The organism is Pseudomonas sp. PvP100, assembly GCF_017833055.1.
GTDB classification, from domain to species: Bacteria; Pseudomonadota; Gammaproteobacteria; order Pseudomonadales; family Pseudomonadaceae; genus Aquipseudomonas; species Aquipseudomonas syringae.
Window position 1 is genome coordinate 3,637,324 of record NZ_JAFIBO010000001.1, and the last position, 22,602, is coordinate 3,659,925.

At 54.4% G+C, this 22,602-nt stretch carries 15 protein-coding genes and 2 pseudogenes; 4 read left to right on the top strand and 13 right to left on the bottom strand.

The window, feature by feature from the left end; translation table 11 throughout:
* Window positions 1-29: 29 nt before the first annotated feature.
* Window positions 30-944 (bottom strand): drug/metabolite exporter YedA, encoded by a 915-nt coding sequence (yedA, locus tag JOE39_RS15500; protein ID WP_003419122.1) that lies wholly within the window; start codon window positions 942-944, stop codon window positions 30-32.
* Window positions 945-1,111: 167 nt separating this feature from the next.
* On the opposite strand from yedA, the gene JOE39_RS15505 reads away from it, so the two are divergent.
* On the top strand, window positions 1,112-1,579 hold the full coding sequence (locus JOE39_RS15505) for an Lrp/AsnC family transcriptional regulator (protein WP_003313835.1): 468 nt from the start codon (window positions 1,112-1,114) through the stop codon (window positions 1,577-1,579).
* A 4-nt stretch (window positions 1,580-1,583) separates the two neighbouring features.
* Here JOE39_RS15505 and JOE39_RS15510 read toward each other — a convergent pair whose 3' ends face one another.
* From JOE39_RS15510 to JOE39_RS15520, 3 genes are all read right to left on the bottom strand, one after another.
* Window positions 1,584-2,195 (bottom strand): 3'-5' exonuclease, encoded by a 612-nt coding sequence (locus JOE39_RS15510; protein ID WP_003392086.1) that lies wholly within the window; start codon window positions 2,193-2,195, stop codon window positions 1,584-1,586.
* 21 nt (window positions 2,196-2,216) lie between these two features.
* Window positions 2,217-2,693 (bottom strand): NYN domain-containing protein, encoded by a 477-nt coding sequence (locus tag JOE39_RS15515; protein WP_003392085.1) that lies wholly within the window; start codon window positions 2,691-2,693, stop codon window positions 2,217-2,219.
* 397 nt (window positions 2,694-3,090) lie between these two features.
* Window positions 3,091-3,795: a DUF2076 domain-containing protein gene (locus JOE39_RS15520; RefSeq protein ID WP_004416046.1), complete on the bottom strand. Its 705-nt coding sequence runs from the start codon at window positions 3,793-3,795 to the stop codon at window positions 3,091-3,093.
* A gap of 197 nt (window positions 3,796-3,992) precedes the next feature.
* On the opposite strand from JOE39_RS15520, the gene JOE39_RS15525 reads away from it, so the two are divergent.
* Together JOE39_RS15525 and JOE39_RS15530 are read left to right on the top strand one after the other, a co-directional pair.
* The gene (locus JOE39_RS15525) at window positions 3,993-4,655 is read left to right on the top strand and encodes a YciC family protein (protein WP_029571518.1); all 663 of its coding nucleotides are present in this window, start codon (window positions 3,993-3,995) and stop codon (window positions 4,653-4,655) included.
* A gap of 33 nt (window positions 4,656-4,688) precedes the next feature.
* On the top strand, window positions 4,689-5,831 hold the full coding sequence (locus JOE39_RS15530; protein ID WP_210078585.1) for an endonuclease/exonuclease/phosphatase family protein: 1,143 nt from the start codon (window positions 4,689-4,691) through the stop codon (window positions 5,829-5,831).
* Between the two features lie 74 nt (window positions 5,832-5,905).
* On the opposite strand, the pseudogene JOE39_RS15535 reads toward JOE39_RS15530, so the two are convergent.
* Window positions 5,906-6,333, bottom strand: a pseudogene (locus tag JOE39_RS15535) (hypothetical protein); the annotation flags it as partial.
* Between the two features lie 306 nt (window positions 6,334-6,639).
* Between JOE39_RS15535 and JOE39_RS15540 the strand changes: the two are divergent.
* The gene (locus JOE39_RS15540; RefSeq protein ID WP_026175031.1) at window positions 6,640-6,888 is read left to right on the top strand and encodes a hypothetical protein; all 249 of its coding nucleotides are present in this window, start codon (window positions 6,640-6,642) and stop codon (window positions 6,886-6,888) included.
* Window positions 6,889-6,992: 104 nt separating this feature from the next.
* On the opposite strand, the gene JOE39_RS15545 is transcribed toward JOE39_RS15540, so the two are convergent.
* The 8 genes and pseudogenes from JOE39_RS15545 to JOE39_RS15580 form a co-directional block, all read right to left on the bottom strand.
* On the bottom strand, window positions 6,993-7,190 hold the full coding sequence (locus JOE39_RS15545) for a hypothetical protein (protein ID WP_003313844.1): 198 nt from the start codon (window positions 7,188-7,190) through the stop codon (window positions 6,993-6,995).
* Window positions 7,191-7,750: 560 nt separating this feature from the next.
* Window positions 7,751-8,629, bottom strand: a complete 879-nt coding sequence (locus tag JOE39_RS15550; protein WP_010418266.1) for a class I SAM-dependent methyltransferase — start codon at window positions 8,627-8,629, stop codon at window positions 7,751-7,753.
* Window positions 8,630-8,774: 145 nt separating this feature from the next.
* A pseudogene (locus JOE39_RS15555) lies at window positions 8,775-8,996 on the bottom strand (TauD/TfdA family dioxygenase); the annotation flags it as partial.
* A gap of 270 nt (window positions 8,997-9,266) precedes the next feature.
* Window positions 9,267-10,823: a bifunctional aminoglycoside phosphotransferase/ATP-binding protein gene (locus JOE39_RS15560; protein ID WP_198711542.1), complete on the bottom strand. Its 1,557-nt coding sequence runs from the start codon at window positions 10,821-10,823 to the stop codon at window positions 9,267-9,269.
* A 100-nt stretch (window positions 10,824-10,923) separates the two neighbouring features.
* Complete coding sequence (locus tag JOE39_RS15565) at window positions 10,924-11,523, bottom strand: hypothetical protein (RefSeq protein WP_032631546.1); 600 nt, start codon at window positions 11,521-11,523, stop codon at window positions 10,924-10,926.
* Window positions 11,524-11,660: 137 nt separating this feature from the next.
* A complete protein-coding gene (locus JOE39_RS15570; protein WP_003392075.1) occupies window positions 11,661-12,578 on the bottom strand; it encodes a hypothetical protein in 918 nt (305 codons plus the stop codon).
* 68 nt (window positions 12,579-12,646) lie between these two features.
* Window positions 12,647-15,814: an ACP S-malonyltransferase gene (fabD, locus tag JOE39_RS15575; protein ID WP_103362566.1), complete on the bottom strand. Its 3,168-nt coding sequence runs from the start codon at window positions 15,812-15,814 to the stop codon at window positions 12,647-12,649.
* Window positions 15,815-15,818: 4 nt separating this feature from the next.
* A complete protein-coding gene (locus JOE39_RS15580; protein ID WP_210078584.1) occupies window positions 15,819-22,601 on the bottom strand; it encodes an SDR family NAD(P)-dependent oxidoreductase in 6,783 nt (2,260 codons plus the stop codon).
* Window position 22,602 lies beyond the last annotated feature (1 nt).

Consider the following 22,602-nt stretch of genomic DNA (forward strand, 5'->3'; position numbering starts at 1 on the left):
CGCAGTTTAACCTGTCCGGCGAGCCTCGGTTAGCTTGTGCGTGTCGATACGGCCTCTTGCGGCGGCGACCGGCGCCATTGCGGCAGGCCAATCAGCACCACGGCACTGATGATCACCACCATGGCCATGCACTCTTCGACACCAATCGTTTCGCCAGCGAACACCACGCCAAGCATCACTGCCACGGCCGGATTGACGTAGGCGTAGCTGGTCGCCGCTGCCGGGCGCACGTTCTTGAGCAGGTACATATAAGCGCTGAACGCGACGATAGAGCCGAACACCACCAGATACAGCAGCGCGCCCCAGCCCGCCGCCGTCGGCATATGCGTTAGACGCTCGCCACTCAAGGCACTGCCGATCAGCAGCGTCGCTCCCGCCGTGATCATTTCCGCCGCACTGGCCATCGGCCCCTTCGGCAACGGCAGGTGCTTGCTCAGCACCGAACCAAACGCCCAGGCGGCGGCGGCAAAGATCACCACGGCGGCGCCATAAGGGCTGGCCTGCAAATTGGAGCCGAGGTTCAACAGGCCGATGCCGATCAGGCCCAGCACGATGCCTGCCCATTCAAGGTTAGTGGTGCGATTGCCCCAGAACAGCCCGAACAGCAGGGTAAACAGCGGCATGGTCGCCACCGCCAGCGCTGCCACACCTGACGCAACGCCTGCGTGTTCGGCCAGGGTCACACCGCCGTTACCGCAGGCCAGCAGCAGGAAGCCAATCACGAACGCGGCTTTCCACTCAGCCCAGGTCGGCGCCGGCACGCCGCGAAACCTTAAAAAGCCGTACATCAGGCAGCCAGCAATCAGAAAGCGCACACCGGCCATCATCAACGGCGGCCATGATTCCACGCCGATGCGGATCACCAGATAGGTAGAACCCCAGATCAGGTACAAGGCCAGAAAGGCGCCGATGAGCAAGGGCGAAACGCGAACGGATTGAGGCATGGCTAGGCTCTGGGATCATTGTTATGGTTGACCTATTGTATGAAGGCCGAAGTCGGATATTAAGCAGACAAACCTGTTTAAAACGCGCTTAAACTTACGATTCAATGCTTGTCAGGCCTGCTTTCCTTTTATTTTAAAACCGCCCATCGCTCGGTACGAGGCACGCCATGACCCTGGATAAATACGATCGGATTCTGCTCGATGAGCTGCTGAAAAATGGCCGGGCGTCTTTTGCGCAGCTGGCGAAACTGGTCAACCTGTCCGCGCCTGCGGTGGCCGAGCGGGTCGCCAAGCTGGAAGCCAGTGGCGTGATTACCGGTTACGAGGCCAAGGTCGATCTGTCGAAAGTCGGCCTGCCGATTCAATGCATCATCGAATTGCGCATGGGCAGCCATGGCAATCAGCAGGCCTATAAGGACCTGTGGAAAGTCCCCGAACTGATCCAGTGTTATCGGGTGACGGGCGACCCGTGTGTGATCATGCGCGCGGCGGTCGATTCGATGCCGCACCTGGAAGACCTGATCAACCGCATCGCCAAATTTGGCTTCAGCAAGACGTCAATCGTGCTGTCGACGGCAGTGGAGCGGAGCCTGCCGGCCGATTACTTGATCAGCAACGGCAAACAGGAGCACTGACAGTTCAGACGCCGCGCTGGCGCTTCAGCGTTTCGCTGATCTTGGCGGCGGGGACTTTCTGCAGGGAACACAGCATCTTGTGAGAAATGGCAGAGATGCCGTGGGTCTGGCGCAATTCGTTGGTCAGGTACGCCGTCAGGTTGGCCGCCATTTCCGCATCCGCCATCGCCCGGTGAGCCTTGCCGGTGTCGGGCAGGCGCGCATAGCGGGTCAACGTGCCGAGCTTGTGGTTCGGTGCGCCGGGCATCAGCCGTCGGGCCAGCAGCAGCGAACAGGCAAAGCTCTGTTCGCGCGTGCGCTCGATACGCGACAACTCGTAATCCCAGAACTTCTGGTCAAACGAGGCGTTGTGCGCCACCAGCGGTGTCGAACCGACAAAATCCGCCACATCGCCCATCACCCGCTCGGCGCTGGGGGCGGTACGAATCATGTTGTTGCTGATGCCGGTCAACCCTTCGATGAACGCAGGAATACGCACGCCCGCATTCATCAGACTCTGAAAGCGCTCTACGATACGCCCCTGCTCCATGATCACCACCGCAATCTCGGTCGCCCGGCAGCTATGGCCTGGGGAGATGCCGGTGGTTTCAAAGTCGATGACTGCAATACGTTCCAACACTGGCCTGGCCCTGTAAATTCATTTCAACAACAACGCGCCTTCGATCGGCACGTAACGGCTGGCGGCGCGGATCAACGAGTTCGCGGTCAGCCCCGGCACGCCGTAGGCGACCGCCTCGACCCCATGCTTGCTGATCACGCGTTCGAGCAACATGTCAAAATCGCCATCACCCGACGCCAGCACGATTTCGTCCACTTGCGGCGCGAAATCCATGATATCGATGGTGATGCCGACATCCCAGTCCCCTTTGGCCGAACCGTCGCTACGCTGGATGTAGGGCTTGAGCCTGACCGTGAACCCCAGATTGCGCAGAATCTGCTGGAACTGCTGTTGCTTGCTGTCGCCACGATCGATGGCGTACGCAAACGCGTGAACGATCTCGCCGCGCTTGCGGATATCCGCCCACAAGGCGGCGTAATTGAAATGACAGCCATGCGCCTGGCGCACGGTGTAATACAGGTTCTGCACGTCGGCGAACACCGCGATCTTCTTCACCGCAATTCCTCATGGCGGGCAACATGCCCACGGGTTACAGCGATCCGGAACGTGAATCGGCGCCCAGTATGCCAGTTTGAGGAAGGAATTGAGGGATGGATCGGTACCGGCCGCTGCGAAGCCCGTGCGTCATGGCACAGATTATCGTTCCCACGCTCCAGCGCTCATCGTTATACACAAGTCTGCTCTTGATTCTGGCCGCAGGCCGTGGGAGCGAGCTTGCTCGCGAAGAGGCCGGTAACCCCTGAAAATGGAGCATCTGTACCATCGTATTCGTGAGCAACGCGGATCGACGCCCCCGACCTGCGGGCAGAAGCCCGAAAGTCACGCTTTTCGGGCTCTTGGAGATTTGTGCATAACGATGAGCGCTGGAACGTGAAGAACGACCGTAACATCCTCAAACGAACGAATCATCGTCCGAGAAACTGTCGCCACCATCGTCGAAACTGTCGTCAGCCGTGTACTGCTGATCCGGCTGTCCCCAACCGCCCTGGTCATTGGACAAGCCGGTGTCCTGAGCCTGTGGCGCGTCGTGAATGACTTCGACGATCTCCTGCGGCTGGCTGTGGTGGCTGAACATGCTGCTGATACCTTCTGCCAGCAATACACCGCCCGCGACACCGGCCGCAGTCTTCAGCGCACCGCCAAGAAAGCCACTGCCGGCAGCCGGAGCCGGCGCGGCATAACCACCCTGCGCCGCTGCGGGCGCAGGTGCAGGATTGAAACCACCACCATCACGCCAGCCGCCACTGGAAGGCTGGCTCGGTTGCGGCTGCGATGCGCGCGGGGCGCTGCTGCCAAAGATACTCGACAAAAACCCGCCACTCGCTGGCGCGGATGAGGCTTGGCCCTTGGCCTGCTGGAGCTCGGCCTGCAACTGCTGAATCTGCTCGTCGCGCTGTTTTACCTGCTGATTGAGCTGATTGACGGCTGCTTCCTGCACCAGAATCGCCTGCGTCATGTAATACGGCGCAGCGGGCTGGCGGGTCAGATGCTCCTTGATACGCGCCTCGGCCGCAGCATCTCGCGGGGCGGATGCCGTTTCAGCGTCTTTCAGTTTCGAGAAAAGACCGTCAATCAGGGTTTGCTCTTCGCTGTTCATGACCACCTCACTGAGTTGCCACTGGAATTCTTCCCTGCCGCAATGGCAGGACCATGTGCAGAAAATGGGGCCTCATCGACGCGCTTCAATGACATGAAGAAAAAGATAACAAGGCGTGCGCGGAAAACCACTGTGCTTGGTTCGACAGGGGCCATGGGCTAAAGTGTGCGCCTGCTTTTAGCCTGCGATCTATCTCCATGAACCCGTTGAACATCATCCAGGATTCGCTTTATTTCTTTCGGCGCAATCTCGGCAGCATCGCGCTGCTGTGCCTGCCTGTCGTGATCCTTGAAGTGCTGGCCAAACAAGCGCTGGGCAGCGCCATGTCCGCCGACACGTCACCTGCCTACGCATTGGTGATCGGGCTGTTTTTCTACCCTATCTATACGGCCGCGCTGATCCTGTTTCTCGACGCACGCAGCCGTGGCGAGGACGTACACACCCGCGATGTACTGGCCATGGCCGTGCGCCTGTGGCCGACCTTCGCCGTGCTCTCGGCCATGAGCACCCTGCTGATCATGTTCGGCCTTTCACTGTTCGTCGTACCCGGCATCTGGGTGATGATCAAACTGGCGTTCAGCGAATACCTGCTGGTTCTGCGCAAACTCACGCCGTTCATGGCCATGCGCGAAAGCATGCAGATGACCACCGGACACTTCACGCGCATTCTGGTGTGCGTCCTGAGCGTCTACATTCCCCTGTGGCTGCTCGAGGGCGCCAGCCTGTACCTGTTTCCGGAACCGCAAAGCGCAGCGGTTTCCGTGATCACCGACAGCATCGGCAGCTTCCTGCAGCTGTTCACCACCATCGTGACGTTCCGCCTGTTCATGCTGATCAGCGAGCCCGCTCACCGCGCCTGAAGCAAAGGCTGACGTCAGGCGCGTCGATTCGGTATGCTCAATACCGAATCCCTCACTGAGCGCCAGGCGCCCCAAGTCGAGCCGATGCCCCGTTTACTGCTACGTCTGACCCTGTACGGCTTGCTGCTGGTCGCCGTATTGCTGTTACTGGTTTTCCAACTGACCTGGCGTCCTCCAGCCCGTGAATTACTCACGGCCAGCTGCAACCCTGCGGTCGAGGCACCGAAACTGGTGCCGGGGCAAGCGCTGAAAGTCATGACCTGGAACATCCAGTACCTGGCGGGTAAACGCTATGTATTCTGGTATGACATGGCCGACGGCAGCGGCCCGGACGAACGCCCGACCCATGAAGACCTTGCCTACAATCTGGATGAAGTGGCGCGGGTCATCCGTGACGAACAACCCGACGTCGTGCTGCTGCAAGGCGTCGACGATGGCGCCAAGAACTCCGACTATCAGGATCAGCTGGCGCTGATCAAGGAACGTGTCGCGGACCTCTACCCATGCAGCACGCAGGCGTTCTACTGGAAGGCAGAGTTCGTACCCAACCCGCATATCTGGGGCAGCGTCGGCAGAAAACTGGCGACCCTCAGCCGCTTCCACATCGACAGCGCCGAACGTATACAACTGCCGGTGCCCGACGCCAACATCATCAGCCGTCAGTTTCAGCCAAAGGATGCCTTGCTGGTCAGCTACCTGCCCTTGCGTGACGGCGGCAAACTGGCCGTCATCAATACCAGCCTGACCACCGCCAGACACGCCGGCGACACCGCACAAAAACAGGTCGCGGCCACAGAAACACAGCTGGACAAGCTGGAAAGCGGCGGCACGCCCTGGCTGATCGGCGGCGACTTCAACCTGCTGCCGCTGGGCCAATACCAGCGCCTCCCCGAGCAACAGCGCCTTGGCTACGCCGCCGACAGCGAACTGCACGAGCTATGGGACAAATACCCGATGATCCCCGACAACGCCGAATCCAGCGGCATCGACCGCAGCAAATGGCTGACGCACTTCCCCAACGACAGCCGCATCAACGGGCCGGACCGGACGGTGGATTATCTGTTCTACAGCCCGAGCCTGAAGCGGGTCAGTGCGCGGGTTCGGCGGGATGATACGTTGCTGATATCTGATCATTTGCCGGTGATTGGGCGGTTTTTGTTGCCGGTGGTGCCTTGAAAGGGCAAAGCGCACTCAGGCGTCAAGGGTGCTCAACATCCGTCCTCAGCATCGCGTCGAGTGCTCGCTGAAGCTTCGATGCGCGCTCCGCGCATGGTGCCGCCTTCATGCTCATTGTCCGCAAATATGGGCTCGTAACCTTTTCCGGTGAACGTAAAGAATTTCGTTTTCCCATCAGCCTTCAACTGGGCCAGGGCTGCGCTTACCAACGGGAGAGACCGATCGTCAGGCTCAAGCGCGCGGTCATATCCATCAAACTCGATGCCCATAAAGTCCGACTATCCGCATCATCCGTGTAACAGCGCGCGACGAGGGACAAGGTGCCTTCCGTGAAGTAGTACATATCGTACTCGTAGTAATAGTCGTAGAAGCCGTACTTATCCTGCTCGCTGGCGTCGATATGGTGATACCGCTCCATGAGGATTGAACCCGGGCCTTGGCATGTCCACTGAGGTTCGAGCTCGCGTTTACGGTTGTCATCCCGTGAGAAGATGGTTTTCATCCAGCGCTTGATGAGGGATTTGAAAACAAATCTGGCAGTGTTCAATGTCTTCCCCTGGTTACCCGATTGCTCGGCGACTTTCCGCGATCGGCTCCTGAGCGTTTGCGTGATTGAAAATACCTGAGCCAAGTGGAAATCGCAGCTCTATAGCTCTCGATAAGCTGGCGAGTCGCCGAGCATCTGAATGTCGTCCTTCAGCGGCCGACAGGGTCAAAACAGTTTGAACCGTTTCTGAGCGCGCTCGCCTAATGATTAGCCCATGGATACTTCCATGGGCGACGTGCCAATACCGGCATACACCAAAGGGTGATCAACATGGCTAAAGACGACAAGAAAAGTAAAGGCGAAGCCTCGAAAGCCAGCAAGGATCTGAAAGACAAGAAGGCATCACCTGCCAAGAAATCTGAAGCGGCCTCAACGCTTTCCAAGTCTTCCGAAAAGAAAGACAAGAAAAAAGACGCCGAGCCAAAGAAAGCAGCCAAAAAAGCGGATAGCAAGCCAGAAAAGGCCAAGAAATCAGACAAGGTTGAAAAGCCGGCTAAAAAGAAAAAGTGACATCTGCTGCCTGCCAGGGCTTTGCGCCCTGGCGTTCTCTGGGTCACTGTCTCGCTTGCAAGCTAAGTGACCAGAATAAAGAGGCTCTCCCTCTAGAGATCAACTCAACGTTGCACGCCCTGAATTTTCTCAAGACGCATTTCATAACCTTGACCTGGCTGCGTGACCGTCTCTGTTTCAACGGTCTGCACAACACGGCCCGATGCATCCTTGGTCACTGCGATGCTTTTGCTGTAAGCGGTTTGAACGCAGCCCGAGATAGAGATGACTGCCAGCAACAACAAAGCGAAGTTAGTTTTCATTATGGATTCCTGTCCATTGGTTGAGTGGCGGACAGCTTAACCGCATAGATAGCCTCTTGCCGTCATTTTTGCGCTTTTGCTTTATAAAGTCCGCTGGAAAAGCCGAGCTCCTAATTAGCCTGACGCAGTTCAACGTGATCGGTTAGCAGAGCTTGACGGCTTAGCCTCTCGGTCTACTGGATTACGAGCCATTGCTCCCGGACCTCACGTCCCCCTCAGTTTCACCCGCGCCCTCGCCTCCGCCACCAACGGATCATCCGGCCAGTAATGCTTTCTATCACCTAGCACCTGCGACATTGACAGCGTTGTAGCTTCTAAATTAGTGGACTTCTGGCGTTTTCGTCAGCAACACCGTTGACTGTCAATCTCGCTATGGAGGATTGACATTTTGAGAGGATATTTTTTGAGAGGATGACACCCTCGGCAAGATCTGCCCATAACAAAGCGAAACGGCCCTAACAAGGCGGGCCGTTTGCTTGGGACCGTCACGTAGCGTTAGAGGGTTGAAGCAACAACTGTATGCACGAAACCGCACCTATTAGATCCGTGCAAACCCATACTCAAGTCTTCGCACATATCAATCGAAATGTTCCGAGCATTCGCAAACCATCCTTTCTTCTAGCCAGATAGAGCTCATTCAGCTCAACAGAGCCATAGTCTCTCACGGACTGAAATCCTATACTCTGAAGCTCATGTTCAATGACAGCGGGGTCAAGCCATGTTTTCCATGGCTCACCCAGTTGCCCGATCAAACTCACAAGATGATCGCCTATGGCATTTTCAATGGGATCGAGCAACGTAGGGGTGACGCCGTAATCGAAAATTACGCCGCTTCCTTTTGGCAGCGACGCGACAAACGTTAGTGTGTCAAGTATCGCTTCTTGGGATATGTATATCGTCACGCCTAACCAAGAAAAAAATGCAGGTTGATCTGCGCGAAAACCGGCTTTCTGCAGCTCTTCGGCTAAGGTGTTACTTTCAAAATCAACCGCCACGAACGTCAATGAGTCAGGTACTTTTATGGACGCTTCTTTAAGGAGACTTCTCTTCCATTCTTGGGTAGATGGATGGTCCACTTCAAATACATGAAGGCCCTCTTCAAGATAAGTATTCCTGAGAGCGAATGTATCAAGGCCGGCACCTAAAACGACATATTGTTTCACTCCGGAGTGTACAAATTTTTTGAGTTCATCTTCAGCTAATCGACTACGAGTAACCACGACAGCACGTATGCCTCGCGCATGGAGATCGTTGGATTGGAATGGATACTGTCGCAGGTCGGTTGCCGCCTGCTCGCCAAGAATCGGCAAGGCCAACGGGTCGTTGAATATGATGGGTTCATCCAGCAGCTGATGAGCGGCCCGGAGTTCGGCAACCTGAAAAGCAGTTCGACTTGGAATACCCGTATTAATAACGTTTTTCTGTGAAGTGAGCATCATAGCTTTCCTGTACCGTACTATGGGCCAACTAATATTTTCTGCATGATTATCCTTCACGTTTTACACCATCAATAGTTGTTGGTCTGCTATAGCTGGTTTTTTCGATCGACACTTGCAATTTGGCTTGCAACGTCCAGATTCCGCTTTAAGGACCTTTCGTGACCTGACTCCGCTGTTCTTGCACGCCCACCGGTACTTCGCCCTTGAAGGTCACCCGGCGTACGATGCGCTCTTGGGTTCCTTAATCATCCAGCGCGTAATGCTGGGTGGCGCGGTTATCCCAGATCGCTACGTCACCGCTATGCCAGCGCCAGCGCACAGTATTTTCCAGCCGTGGGACGTGACTCTGCAGCAGGCTGAACAGGTGGGGGGGTAATGTTGTTCGATTAAGGCTATAGCTGGCATATTCAGGCAGCAAATGACTTAAATTCACTCTCGATGCATTTGATTCAGCCTATGCAAAAAGATAGAGGGTGCCGTTCTATGCTGTCGGCACTGCGGATGACCGAGGAAGGCTCGATGGAGTTACGATGCCACTGTCGGCAACGTCAGCATGAAAAAGCGCAAAAAGGGTCAAGAAAAATGCCAGTATTTCTTGACCCTTATCTGATGAGGGCTTGATGTCAATAAATTTTACTTACGAACGGGACAGTCGCTGACGAATTTGCGCAACCAACGCGTCAAGCGTCCCGCTTTCATTGGTCTCCACGCGTTTGCTGAGCAGCAACTCTTCGGCGCTGAGCGGGTCACGATTGGCCTGCTGCCCTTCGATGACGGTCAGGGTGGCGTCGGACAGATCGTTCTTGTCTGTCTGACGTTGTGCCAGCCAAGCGGCGATCACGGCCTGTGGCGCATTGCAGTCGAGGATCAGGAACGGTGCGCCGGTGGCCTCAGCGATTTTCGCCGCAGCGTCGCGTTGTTCACGCTTGAGGAAGGTCGCATCCAGTACCACCGGGAAACCAGCGCGCAGTACGGTGTCGGCGATCTCGTTCAAGCGCGCGTAGGTGGCGGCGCTGGCATCTGCCGCGTAGATCCCTGCCTGCGGCTTGTTCTCGACATGCTGCTCGCCGAACAGGCGCTTGCGCTCTACATCCGAACGTAGGCGAATTGCCCCCAGTGCTTCTACCAGGCGCATGGCCACGTGGCTTTTGCCAACGGCTGACACGCCGTGAGTGATGGCCAGGAAAAGCGAGGGGGTAGTGCTGTAGCTTTCTGCCAGGTTGGCGTAGTTGCGGTATTGGCGCAGGGTGGTTGCGCGCTGCACCGCGTCTGCCTCGGAAGGCATGCTGAACAGTGCAACCTTGGCGCGTACCAGGGCGCGGTAGGCTTTATAGAAGTTCAGCAGCTCCAGGCCTTGGTAGTCGCCGGTAAGTTCCAGGTACTGGCTGATAAAGCGCCGCGCCAGGCTTTTGAGGCCACGGTCTTCCAGGTCCATCGCCAGGAAACCGGTGTCGGCATACACGTCAGTGAAGCGGAATGGCTCGTTGAACTCGATGCAGTCAAAGATCACCACATGGCCATCAATCATAGTGGCGTTGCCCAGGTGAATATCACCGTGGCATTCGCGGATGAAACCATTGAGCTTGCGTTGTTCAAACAGTGGCTTGAGGCGCTCGAAGCTGCTTTCGGCCCAGGCCTGCAAGGCTTCCAGTTGTGCCAGGTCAGCCTTGTCGCTGAGGAAAGGGCGGATCTGCTCGAAGTTCTGCAGCACCGGCACCATGACGTCGTGTGGCGTGCCGGCGGTGTGTGTGGCCGGCACTTTCGGGGCATTCAGGTGAAAGTGCGCGATCTGCCTGGCCAGTTCATCGATGTGCGCGCTGGTCAGTTCGCCGTTGGCTTGCAAGGTGCTGAGCAGCTGGCTTTGTGGGAACTGGCGCATTTTCAGCACGTAGTCGACTACCGGGCCGTCGCCGCCCAATTGCGGTGCTTCTGCGCTGCCGGTGATTGGCAACACTTCAAGATACAAATTATCGGTCAGGCGCTGGTTGAGGCGCAGCTCTTCATTGCAAAAGTGGCTGCGGGCTTCCAGGGTGGTGAAATCGAGGAAGCCGAAATTCACCGGCTTCTTCATTTTATAAGCGTAGTTACCCGTAAGCAGGACCCAGGAAATATGGGTCTCGATGACGTGGAACTGATCCACCGGATGGGGGAACAGGGCCGGGTTTTGCAGGGCAGCAATCAGGGACTGGCTCACGTGTGATCCTTCGGAGTTTGGGGAAATTCATGGAGGGTATGATTGCTGCTACAGACGGTTGTGCAAACCGCTGTCCAGCTCATATTGGTCATCAATAGTATTAGCTCAGCAGGCTGGAAACACCTGAATATAATATAGCGCAAGAAAACATCATCAATACCGATGCTGATGCTTTAAGTATTACCTGCCTTGTGCCCCCTCCTTCTTGCGAATGGAGATTGACAAAAGTTCCGACGCTCAGCCAAAAAAGGGATGCCAGCAACATAACCCCAGAAAAGACCAGCATTTCCTGAGCAATTAAAAGCGGATCGTCGATAAGCGTAACGGAAAAGATGATCGAAGACACAATAAATGCTTTCGGATTAAACAGCGTAGCAATAAATATATTAAATCCCAAAATAGTTTCGGTCGCTTTTAAAAAGTCACCTGAAAGCTTCCACGTCTTGCAAGACATGTAAGATATATAGCCCGCACAGAACACCTTCATGAAAAACAGACAAACTGTATTGCCCGAGACATATTCGATCAGAATGGAATAGAAGGTGATCGCAATCACGTAGCCGGAAAGCTCGAACAGCGGTAAACCAGCAGACTTCAAAAACCCCTTGGACACGCCGGCCGCCAGCAATAACGTATTCGTCGGTCCCGGAACAAATAACAGTACAGCAGACTCAATCGCTACCTTCAGTAGTTCATGCATATCACACCCTTGCACAATAGCAACATTTCACTCGACAAAAAATCATTGAATACCTGGTCACTCACCGCGCGCCCCGCAACTCGACCCGTCCGCGCGAGTACGTCCCCAAGGCATAAACACGCGGTCATAAAGCTTTTTCAGGCATGGTACTTAACGATGCATGCCCCCCAAAAAAACATGCCAAAACTCAGGCAAAAGGCCAAATCACCATCATCCATCGGGGTCCCAGTCAGATTCAACAAACTATCAATCGTAAAAACATGCGCTTTCGGAGGCAGCGTTGGCAGCCTGAGTTTTGAGGCGTCGCCGCCGACCTCCATAATGTACATTTTGGACAAGTGCATAATAAAGTTATTGGTTATGAAGTGGCTTATAGCACTTTTATCAAAATCAACTTTCAAAAAAATATCCCTAGACAGCGTATGAATTGCGGTCAAGGCGAGCCGCAACGCATCAATATTTTTCTGTTCAGCATAAGCCTTAGTGACTCGGTGGTCGGTGGCCTCCGACCGCGCGATAACCTCGTAGCAGTTTCTGGTTTTTTCGCAGGTCACCAGACAAACGGCTACCCCGTCACTTAAAATCGCCGTTCCAGGATAATGCCGCTCCTCGTCAGTCATCAGCTTTTCTGCGAATACCAACAAAACCTTACTGTCTGGGCGCTCCTGCAGGATCTGCCCACAAAAACGCAAGGCATGAACGAAATTACCGCACTCCCCCGCAGACAAGGCATACAACGTCGCCTTATGAATACCGATATTCGCTGCCAACTTCGAGAGGTAGACACTCAGGCCAACGACCTTGTCAATGAATTTGGTTGAGCTGATATAGACAATATCGGTCACTTCCTCTCGAACGACATGGCTCTCATCCAGGACCTTCGCGGCTACCTTTTCGCACACAGCATAAACGTCACGACTTTCATTTACATAATATTCAAAGCCGCCCGCCCGAAAGGCCTTAAGCTCATCAGGACTAATGCAAGATGACAAGCTATCAATTGACTTCGACTCGCCGAAATCAAACACGACGTTAGAAATAAACAGATTGGTCATACCGGCATTCCCTGGCAATTAAATATATACAAAAAAGAGACAGTCCAACTACTCAAAGCCCTGGCAGCCTATACGCCATTCAAAAGAGCCGAGCTTAACTCAGCCAACGAGGGCTGTTTATTGACGAACTGAACCTTGAGCCATTCGGAAATGGCCAGATAGTTGGACGGTAGCAACCTGCATAGCGTTGGCCTTTGATCATCCGACAGCCAACCATGGGCGTTACCCGCACGCTGGCGAATCGCTGGATCATTAGTGATGTACGTCTTGGCTCGCCCACCAAAATGGATCGTCTTAGGATCTGGGAGATCCACTATAAAGGCGTCGCTTGCGGAAAAAAGGGTCTGCCTGATCAGTCCAGGCAAAAAAGACTCGCCTATCAGCACGTTCAACTCACTGCTGACAAAAAAATCTATTTGACTGAGCGTCCCTTGAGTGAAGTCGTTCGGGGCCGACAGCGCGCCTTCGATGCCAATCTTTATATCCAGTTCAGGGTGTTCAACCCTCAACCGGTTAATGCCCATCAATGCCTCCAGGTCATGCTCTTCATTATTGAGAATAATGGCATCACAGGCAGCGATGTTTTTCGCAAACTCAAACTGAGCAGCATCAATTCGCCCTTGCAGGTGCAAACGCTCAAGAACACCTTGCGGTAGCTTCTGGTAAAAGCCCTGAACACAGCGAGGATCATCCACGCGGATAAACAACTTGTTCTTTTGTGGGGTACTACTAAAACGCCCTTGGTAGGCCGAAATAACCCGGTAGTAGACCAGTTCAGTCGTCATACCGTAGACGCCGGTCAGGGCGACAGCGTTCAACTGATGCGCCAGAACTTTTGAAAACAGAACCTTATCGTTTTCACTGTGGGTAATAGCCACCCCCACACACCCGGAGTCATTGGATCTTTTGGCGCCCAATCTCGAAAGAATGCTGTCCAGGCTACCGGAATCAATCGCCTCAGCGGTCCAAGGAACTGCCTGAAAAGCTAGATGTCCGCACGCCTGTGCACGCTCTATAAAAGAATAATCCAGATTATCTTCCGAGAGCGTCAGGACATGAGGGTAAGCCAGGCCAAAATAACTAGAAAACTCATCCCCCCGGCTCCAGCGACTTTTGAAAGCCTTACCCAACCCGTCTTTCGCAGGCTGCCGGGCAACCTTGCTTTCCACGCTTTCTGTGCTGCCTGGCACTTGGCGAATGACTTTCTCACCCAAGACTAATGGCGAGCATTTATTTCGGATCTTTGTTGTCAGTTTGGTGAGCACATCACCAGGACCGATCTCTACGTACTCATCGACCTCCAACCCCATCAAGTAACGAACGCTGTCCAACCACTGCACTGGGCTGTACAGTTGCTTCACCAGTTGGTTCTTCAGCATTTCATTCTGATGGGGCAAACCGGTGACGTTACTGATCACCGTTTTATTCATCGGTCGAAACGTGAAAGGCTCGAGAAACCGCTCAAAATCTTGTGCTATCGGCTGCATGTAGCGCGAATGAAAAGGTGCCCCCACCGGAATAGGAATGTAGGTGCCCGCCAGCGAGTTGATAATGCCTTCAAACGCCTCCAGCGCCTGATGCGGCCCTGCAATCACCAACTGATCCGGAGAGTTGATGTTTGCAATATCAATGCTGGTAATGCCGTTATCGTTGAGCAGTTGCTGCAGATCCTGAGCTTTATAATTCAGGATCACGGCCATGGAACCGGCATTCGCGGAAGACATCAATTCCCCGCGGTGCTTGACGATGCGCAGTCCCGTTTCAAAGTCAAAGACATCCGCGGCGAACAGCGCCGCATATTCTCCCAGGCTGTGCCCGGCCAGGAACTCGATCACCACCTCGTTATCTTCCCGATAGGCGAGGTACTGCAATGCACACACGGTATACAGCGCAGGTTGCGTGTACTGTGTTTTGTTCAACTGCTTCTGTGGGTCTTCCAGGCACAGCTGCTCAATGGAATACCCCAGAATATCACTGGCGATTTCAGTCTGCCGACGGAAACGTTCGAACAATTCACGCCCCATGCCCACTCGCTGTGAGGCCTGTCCCGGAAAAACAAGGGCAGTGTTCTTTGCTGGATTATTGCCGACCACGCTTGTTCGAGTCTTTTCCATAGAATGATTTACCAAGGTAGTGTCTTGAGGCCCGGGTTGAGCGATAGCGCTTTCGCTATACGCCTTTGCAAGGCGCTTTAGGGTCAGCACGCCGGCCTGGTATTGAGTCGTGTCGTTACTCATTAACGACATCAGCGTCAGGCTCACAGGGACCTGCTTTGCCCTGAACGCACCCAGATGCTGTTTGACAAATCCATGCAACGATCCGGAAGGACTAAGATCAACATACACAGGCGTCGCGCCTGTGGCGCTTGCCTCTATCAAGTCGATGGTGTCTGCAAAGTTGATGGGGGACTCAACGATCCCCCAAAAGTGCTCGGCGTCAATCACACGACACCGCGCAACCGTTGCACAGGAGTAAAAAGGCAGCGTGAATGCCCCGGTTGTGTACTTTTTTATCGACGCTAAAGAAGCCGCTTTTAACGGGCGTATGGCAGGCGAATGAAAGGCGTAGTCCACAGCGATCCGCTGATATAAAAAAGCTCGTTGCTGGCAGCTCTTTTCCAACGCATCAATCACCCACGTATCTCCCGAAAAGGTGACGTGTCGTGAGTGATGCACACCCGCAACAGCAACTTCAGGAAACTCGGCGAGCAGTGCGTCCCTTTCATCCGGGGTAATCAATGCCGACAGCATGCCGCCTTTCGGCAACTTGCCTTGTCCTGCAAACTGCTCGATCAATAAGGCTTGATCACAGATTGCAGCCAATAAATCCGTATCCGAAATGGCACCGGCAACACAAGCGGCAATGAACTCCCCCAAACTCGTGCCGATCACCGAGTCAGCGGTGATCCCTTCAGCAGCGAGGGTTGAGACCAGTGCCAGTTGCACCATCACGATGCTCGGATGAGTGAACGTGATAGAGGAGAAGTCATCGCTGCGAGACTTGTCTTTACGATAAATCTCCGCGATTACCGATTTACCCAGTATGCGTTGGCCTATCAGATCCAGCCGCAGCATGGCTTCACGAAACGTTGAATGCGTCAGGAATAGATGGCTCGCCATCTGATAGTAATGACACCCCTGCCCGCCGAACATAAATACCCTGTGCAGGGGATAGACCATCCCCTGGTTCAGCGGCGAGGCGGTGTCTCTGGCGAGCGCATCGGTCCTGACATTCATTGCATCAGCCCTCCACGTCGGTTTCTAACACTTCTTCAATCTGGTCGCCGTGCTCAGCCACCAGGTACTGTGCCAACGACTGAATGGTGTCGTGCTCGAAAAACACCACCACAGAGATCGCCAGCCCCAGACGGCTGTTGATCAACTCACACAACCCAACAATGCTGATCGACTCGTAGCCGTTTTCAGTAAACGTTGCTACAGGACTAAACGAAGCTGACTCCTTGTCCAGCAACTCCGAGGAGATTGAAACCAACCACGAAACCGTTGCCTGCAACTCGTCACTGGCGCCATCAAACGAATAGGCTGGCTGTTTTTGCGCGACCGCTGCCAGTGGCGCAGGCGATGCAACGGGAGGTTCCACGGTTACCTGCGGTTGAATGACTGGCGTGTTGTCAGCGAGAGTTGCGGCCTTCCAGATGAACGCGAATTGCTCATCCGAATGGTTTTTGTCCAGGGCGTGAATAAATGCAGTGGCAATGTCATTGGCCGCGTTGCCCTCCACTTCCAGCGCTACGGTCTTGCCTTCGCGGTAACCACTACCCTGCAACGCCGCGCGATAACGAGCAAAGGTTTTTGCCAGGGTGTTGAGCTGTTTACTGTCGTGTTCCTCGACGGTCATGACGATGGAGAACGATTGCAGCTGGGAGTCAAATGAGTAGGTCGCCTCATCTAGGTTAATCAGTGCCGCTAGATGACGAATAAGCGCCTTGTCTTTCAACGGTTCCTTATGCTGCTGAACCTTGTCATCGGCCGGAACAATGTAATGCACACCCTGGACATCGCCCAGTTGGTCTTTTATCAGCAACAGTGCATTGAACACGGACTTTCTATCGTCAAGTTCAGCCGCGTAGTAGCCGACTTTGGTATTGTCCAGGCTGTTCTGAAGTAACCCGATTTGCTCATCGATGTCTGGCGATGAAAGCGCGTCACCCAGGATTGCGATATGGCATCCGCTGGTTTCATCATCAATCGCACGAATCACACTTTGGCCCACCTCATTCAAGCCGTTTGCCAGGACATAGACACCGTTGTCATTGAGTAACGAGCCTGATTCCGGCTGGCTGACTTTCTGCACGCTGCCGGCATAGATACTGTCGTGGGCACACAGGTATTCAGCGATGTGAGTCTGTGTGTCTGCTGCACGGTTGATCAGCGTCGAAATGTTGGCAAACGAGCACAAGGCTTCACAGTAAATAATCGTCAGTTTGACATTGGCAGCACCCAGCACGTGCTGTTCCAACGCCCCGGTCAATGCTGCATAGAGTTGATACTGGCGATCGAACGGCATGATGATTTGCAGGTGCAAAGGCTGAGTGCTGTCCGCCAGCCAGGCTTTGACCTTCTTCGCCAGTTGGCGTGAGACGGACTTGGCCAGATCAGCGAAAGACTGGGCAAAGCCGTTCGGCAGGACTTGCTGCCATTCTGAAGAGCCGGCATCGAGGCCGCAGGTCTCCAGATCTCGCTGGAAGTAATCCAGGGTGTCCAGGCCAACGACACAGATTTTCGTATCGGCCTGCGCCGGTTTCGGATGTGGGCTCACGTCCACCTTGTTCCAGCGATGAATAAACAACGACTTCGGTTCGGCGGTGACTTTTTCGACCGCCACCGGTGCCGTAATGACCGGCTCGCCAACCACCGGCTCAACGGTTTTCTGAACAATCTTCCCTGCGACTTTTTCAACGACCGGTTCAACCATAGCGGCTACGGTTTTCACCCGCTGCTGCACAGGGGCTGCCTCGACTTTTTGAGACACGCCGGCCGTGTGGTTGCCCATCGGCAACCAATGACGGTTTTGTGAGAACGGGTAGGTCGGCAGGCTGATACGTTGCCCTCTTTTCCCCAGCAGGCCGCCCCAGTTAATCACCACCCCTTTGGCCCAGAGCGCGACGATGTTCTGGTATTTACCTTGCTTCAGCCATTCAGAAAGAATCAGCTCAAGGGAGTTATCCTCGTACAACAGCTTCGCTGTGGCGTCCATCTCGCTGGCATAGCAGACATGCAGCGGGGATTTGCTTTTTTTATCATTCAGGAATGCATCGAGGTTGTCTTCAAGGTGCTCGATGGAGTCCGCCAGGAAGCTCAGGCGGTACGGCATTTGAGTGCGGCCGGTTTGCAGCGTATAGGCAATGTTGCCCAACCAGTATCGTGGCTGGTTGTTCAGGGAGGTGTTTTGCTGAGCGTTGTAGTGGATGTAGCCCAGCAACTGCGCAGCTCTCTGGTGCAGCGCCTCCTTTGATTTTGCGGACAACACGATCAGTTCCGGGTAATCCATCGTGTAATTGACCTGATTCGACACTTCCTCGTGCTCTTCGATGATGAAGTGCGCATTCGCACCGCCCGCGCCAAAGGACGACAGGCCGGCAATCCGCTTTTTGACCTCTTTATTCGGCAGACGCCAATGGGACAGCAACTGGGGGATCGAGAAGGAGGTTTTTTCGATCTGCAGGTTTTTATTAATCTTCTTCGAGTGGAGCGAAGGGACGATTTGCTGGTATTTCAGTTGCAGCAGAATCTTGGTCAAACCGGCCATGCCTGCGGCACTTTCGCAATGACCGATATTCGATTTCACCGAGCCTACCGAGCAGAACTTACCTTGTTGTGCCGAGTCTTGATCGATGGAAAACGCCTGCCTCAGCCCATGAATTTCGATGGCGTCGCCCAGATTGGTGCCCGTACCGTGCGCTTCAATATACGAAATGTCCGCAGAACGAACGCCGGCCTGTTGGACCACTTTTGAGATCAGCTTGCTGTGAGCTTTCGGGCTTGGAACGGTATACCCATTGGTCTTGCCTGCGTGAACGATCAGCGACCCGGTAATCACCCCATAGATGTGGTCGCCATCGCGCAGCGCATCCTCGTAGCGTTTCAACAAGACCGCACCAACACCTTCTCCCGGTACATAGCCGTCTGCACTCTCGGAAAAGCTCGCACATTTACCGGTCTGCGAAAGGTCGCCGCCCTGTTTCAGCACACCATATTTGTTGGGATGCAAGGTCAGATTGACCCCGCCGGCAATCGCGTAATCAATCTCCCCAAGCTTCAACGCAGAGCACGCCAGGTGCACGGCGGACAGCGATGACGAACACATGCTGTCTATGGCGACGCTAGGGCCTTCCAGGTTCAGGATGTAGGAAACACGGTTGGCAATGGAGGCAAAGCTGTTGGAGATGGCCTGCCCTTCGTACAGACCTTTAGCCGTTTCGCTGTGCAGCTGATACTCCTGGTACATCGCGCCGACATAGACACCGGTGGTCATGTCACTTTCGGCCAGGGACTCTTTGGTGTAGCCCGCATCTTCCAGCACCGAGAAGGCACATTCGAGGAATTTGCGCTCCTGAGGATCTGTCAGCAGCGCATCGGTTTCACTGAAGTCGAAGAACTCCGCGTCGAACTGATCAAAGCCGTCAATAAAGCCGCCCTTGAAATTTTCCGGATTTTCGACCCGATTAAAGCCGGTTTGCTCCCACCTTGCCTTGGGCACTGAGGTCACCAGGTCACGACCTTGCGACAGGTTTTCCCAGAACTCGTCCAGGGTCCGCGAGCCAGGGTAAGTACCATTCAGCCCGATGATCGCGATATCGCCGGAACGACGGGGTTCAGGGTAGGTTTCCTGGAAATCAAACACCTGAGGCAGCGACGCCGACGGGGCGTCAACCTCTTGAAGGGAGAATGCGCCCAGGTCGATCACGTCAAACTGAGTAACCGCAGTTGCGCTGGCAGGGGCCTGGGTGTGAGAAGCAACGGCAACCGGGGCAGCACTAGGTGGTTGTGCATCGCTGAAATCAATACCCAGCAACGCCGCCAAGGCCTGTGTATCTTGCTCGATAAAGTAATCGATGATGCCTTCGACGCTATCAATATCAAACAGCAGGGAACTGCTGACCTGCTCGAAATGCTCACGCAGTTTATTGGTGAGGGTGACGACCAGGATAGAATCGAATCCCAGTTTTTCGAGGGAGAGGTCCAGCGCGATTTCATCGACAGGAAGCTGAACGACGTCGGCGATCAGATCAGTGAAAAACGCCTGGCTCTTGGCTTTCAACATTGCAACGTTGACAGCCGAAGGGGTATTTGACGGGGTATGCATGGAGGACTCGTTCCCTGATGAATGACTGGATCCGGACTCAACGACCTTGGGGGCAAGGGACGCGGCGTGCTTTTGCGCACGCATCAACATCACGAACTGCCCCATGTCGTGGGCCAGCTCGGCGGGGAACTGCGTAGAGCCGTAACCCACTTGCAGGGCGGTGTTGTGCCACGTGGCAGGCTCCAGAACCGGAGAGCCCGGCACCCTGATGTGATCGTCGTTGTACAACCACCAACCGTCGAGGAAACCAAACGTGAGGTGGTTGAACAAGGTATTGCGGCTGAGCTCGTTGACGATCAATGAGCCCTGATCTTTCAAAACTTCCCAGACCCGGCGAATCGAGGCGGCAATGTCACGGGTGGCGTGTAACACGTTGGTGGCAACTGCAATATCGTAGTAATCACGTTGCAGTGGTTGGTCATCGACCGACTTTTCTACGTTGAAAATCTCGTAGCGCAAGAATGGATTGCCTGGCCCGTATTCCCGCTGGGCATGAAACAGAAACGACTTCGAAAGGTCGGTGTAGCAGTACTCTGCGATGTTGGCGTGAAACGGCGCCAGGTGCTTGAGTAACACGGCGGTTGTACCGCCGGTGCCAGCGCCCACTTCCAGAATGCGAATTTTCCGCTGAGGGTCAGCGGCCAGCAGCGTGTTGATTTCGTCAACCACCGTCCTCGAAAGCACCAGGTTGAAGTAGTCAGCAACGCGGTTGTTTTTATAGATACCCTCGACCATGCGCATCGAAGAGTCAGGGAACATGACGTCGGTGGCCTTTATTTTCCCGGTCAGTATCTCCTTGGTATGGATCAGCAAGGCTTCAACCAGTTTGACTTGAGCGGATTTATTATCATCCAGCAGCCATTCAACTTTTGCGGTGTTCCAGGAGAGCCAGGCTGCGCTGGCATCGCTCTCAGGAAACTCTGCCGTTTTGCTGAATTGACCGGCGTCGTGACGAAGGTAGCCCTGGCGCACAAGGCTCATCAGGGTCTCCGTCAACCAGCGCGAAAAACCTGCGCGAATATCGGTCTTGCGAAGCACGTCTTCAACGGAAAACTCAGTACCGGAAAACACGCCCAAGGTTTCAAGGTCGGCAGCGACGATCCGGCAAAGGTAGCTGTCCATGTCCTCCAGGTAAAAAACGCCTTCCTCCCTTAGGGCCATATAGTGTTCATTCCGATACACATATTCCATCATACAGCCCTCCACTCCATCGTTATTTAACTGAGTTGTTGATTGCACAAAACCAAATTCTGTAGTGTTCTGATGAAGTGTCACCTTATCTATCAATGTTATTTTTTCTGGATCGTAGGCAGCGATAAAACTGGCCTGTAAATGATCCCCTGCAATCAACGCCTCAAAGGCCAACATGCCGATGGTCGGGTTGATTGACGCCATCCCGCTTTTTTCCAGCACCTTTTGATACGACGCATCACTGACAATGCCGACGGTTCCCCAATACCCCCAGTTCATGGCTCTGACATGGGTAGTTGCGCACTTGGCCTGCAAGTAATGGGCAAAACTGTCTTTAAAGGTGCACCCCGCAGCGTAATTACTCTGCCCGGCCTGGCGAGCAAAGCTCTGGATCGAGGAATAGAAGGCGATGAAGTCGAGGTCTAGATCGGCAAAGTAATTTTCGATGTTTCGGCAAATATCCACTTTCGCAGCAAGGGCCGAACTAAAGGTTGTTTCAGACATATTGGCAACCGTCTTGTCCTCCAGGACGATTGCCGAATGAATAATGCCGTCCAGCCGGCCATATTGACGGAGGATGGTGTGTCGTAATTGCTCCATTTGGTGTGGCTGGGTGGCATCAACCGATACGTACAGGGGAGCACGACCGAGTCTCTCCATGGCACGCAATGAATGACGGATTTCATCATTAATGGCTTTTCGACCTGCCCAAATGACTTGGCTATCGTGCCGTTGCAAAAGACTTTCGGTCCAGGCCTGGCCCAGGCCACCGGCACCACCGATGATCAGATATACCCCGTTGTCACGGTAGATCGGCTTGACCGGCTCACTGCCGTTTTCAACCGGCAACACCTCCAGGTGCTCGGCATACCATTGATCGTCGCGGCAGCAATACGTCTGTCCTTTGACTTTTCTTTTTTCAATGCCTTGCGACGAGCGCACCAGCGAGGGGTTTGAGGTCGCACGCGCCACAAAGGCGTCATCGACATCAAGCAAGCTTATCGTCCAATGGCTGTATTCTTTCGCAGCGGCACCGACAAACCCATGCAACCCGGCGTTGACCGCTGTGTTAGTGCCTTCGTTGTTGACATTGAAGTTATTCTTGGTGACGACCGTGATCGACAACCTGACTTCATCAGCCTTTAATGCCAGCAACGCCTTGAAGAACCTGAAGAAGATTTTTTCTTCGATACCATACTGTAAACCTTGATCCTCTGCGTGCACAGAGACATCAAGGCTACCGCCGATCCAGAGGATACTTTTAATCGTTCCCGGGATGTAGTCCGCCAGTGTCGCGGTCATACGTTCCAGCGTATCCAGCGCAGTAAAGCTGCAGTGAGCCTGACCGCCAACCAACGACAATAATCTCTGCCTGTTTGGCGACACACCCGCCGCAGAAGTGACTGGAATAATAACCAGAACGCTTTCATCGGTCGCCAACGACGGGCTGCCCGCTATTGGCCGCCAACGATTAACGGCATAAATGTTATGCACGGCATTGCTCATA

Coding starts and splice junctions, on each gene's coding strand:
- yedA (WP_003419122.1), bottom strand. CDS start 944: ATGCCTCAATCCGTTCGCGTTTCGCCCTTGCTCATCGGCGCCTTTCTG.
- JOE39_RS15505 (WP_003313835.1), top strand. CDS start 1,112: ATGACCCTGGATAAATACGATCGGATTCTGCTCGATGAGCTGCTGAAA.
- JOE39_RS15520 (WP_004416046.1), bottom strand. CDS start 3,795: ATGAACAGCGAAGAGCAAACCCTGATTGACGGTCTTTTCTCGAAACTG.
- JOE39_RS15525 (WP_029571518.1), top strand. CDS start 3,993: ATGAACCCGTTGAACATCATCCAGGATTCGCTTTATTTCTTTCGGCGC.
- JOE39_RS15530 (WP_210078585.1), top strand. CDS start 4,689: ATGCTCAATACCGAATCCCTCACTGAGCGCCAGGCGCCCCAAGTCGAG.
- JOE39_RS15545 (WP_003313844.1), bottom strand. CDS start 7,190: ATGAAAACTAACTTCGCTTTGTTGTTGCTGGCAGTCATCTCTATCTCG.
- JOE39_RS15550 (WP_010418266.1), bottom strand. CDS start 8,629: ATGATGCTCACTTCACAGAAAAACGTTATTAATACGGGTATTCCAAGT.
- JOE39_RS15565 (WP_032631546.1), bottom strand. CDS start 11,523: ATGCATGAACTACTGAAGGTAGCGATTGAGTCTGCTGTACTGTTATTT.
- JOE39_RS15570 (WP_003392075.1), bottom strand. CDS start 12,578: ATGACCAATCTGTTTATTTCTAACGTCGTGTTTGATTTCGGCGAGTCG.
- fabD (WP_103362566.1), bottom strand. CDS start 15,814: ATGAATGTCAGGACCGATGCGCTCGCCAGAGACACCGCCTCGCCGCTG.
- JOE39_RS15580 (WP_210078584.1), bottom strand. CDS start 22,601: ATGAGCAATGCCGTGCATAACATTTATGCCGTTAATCGTTGGCGGCCA.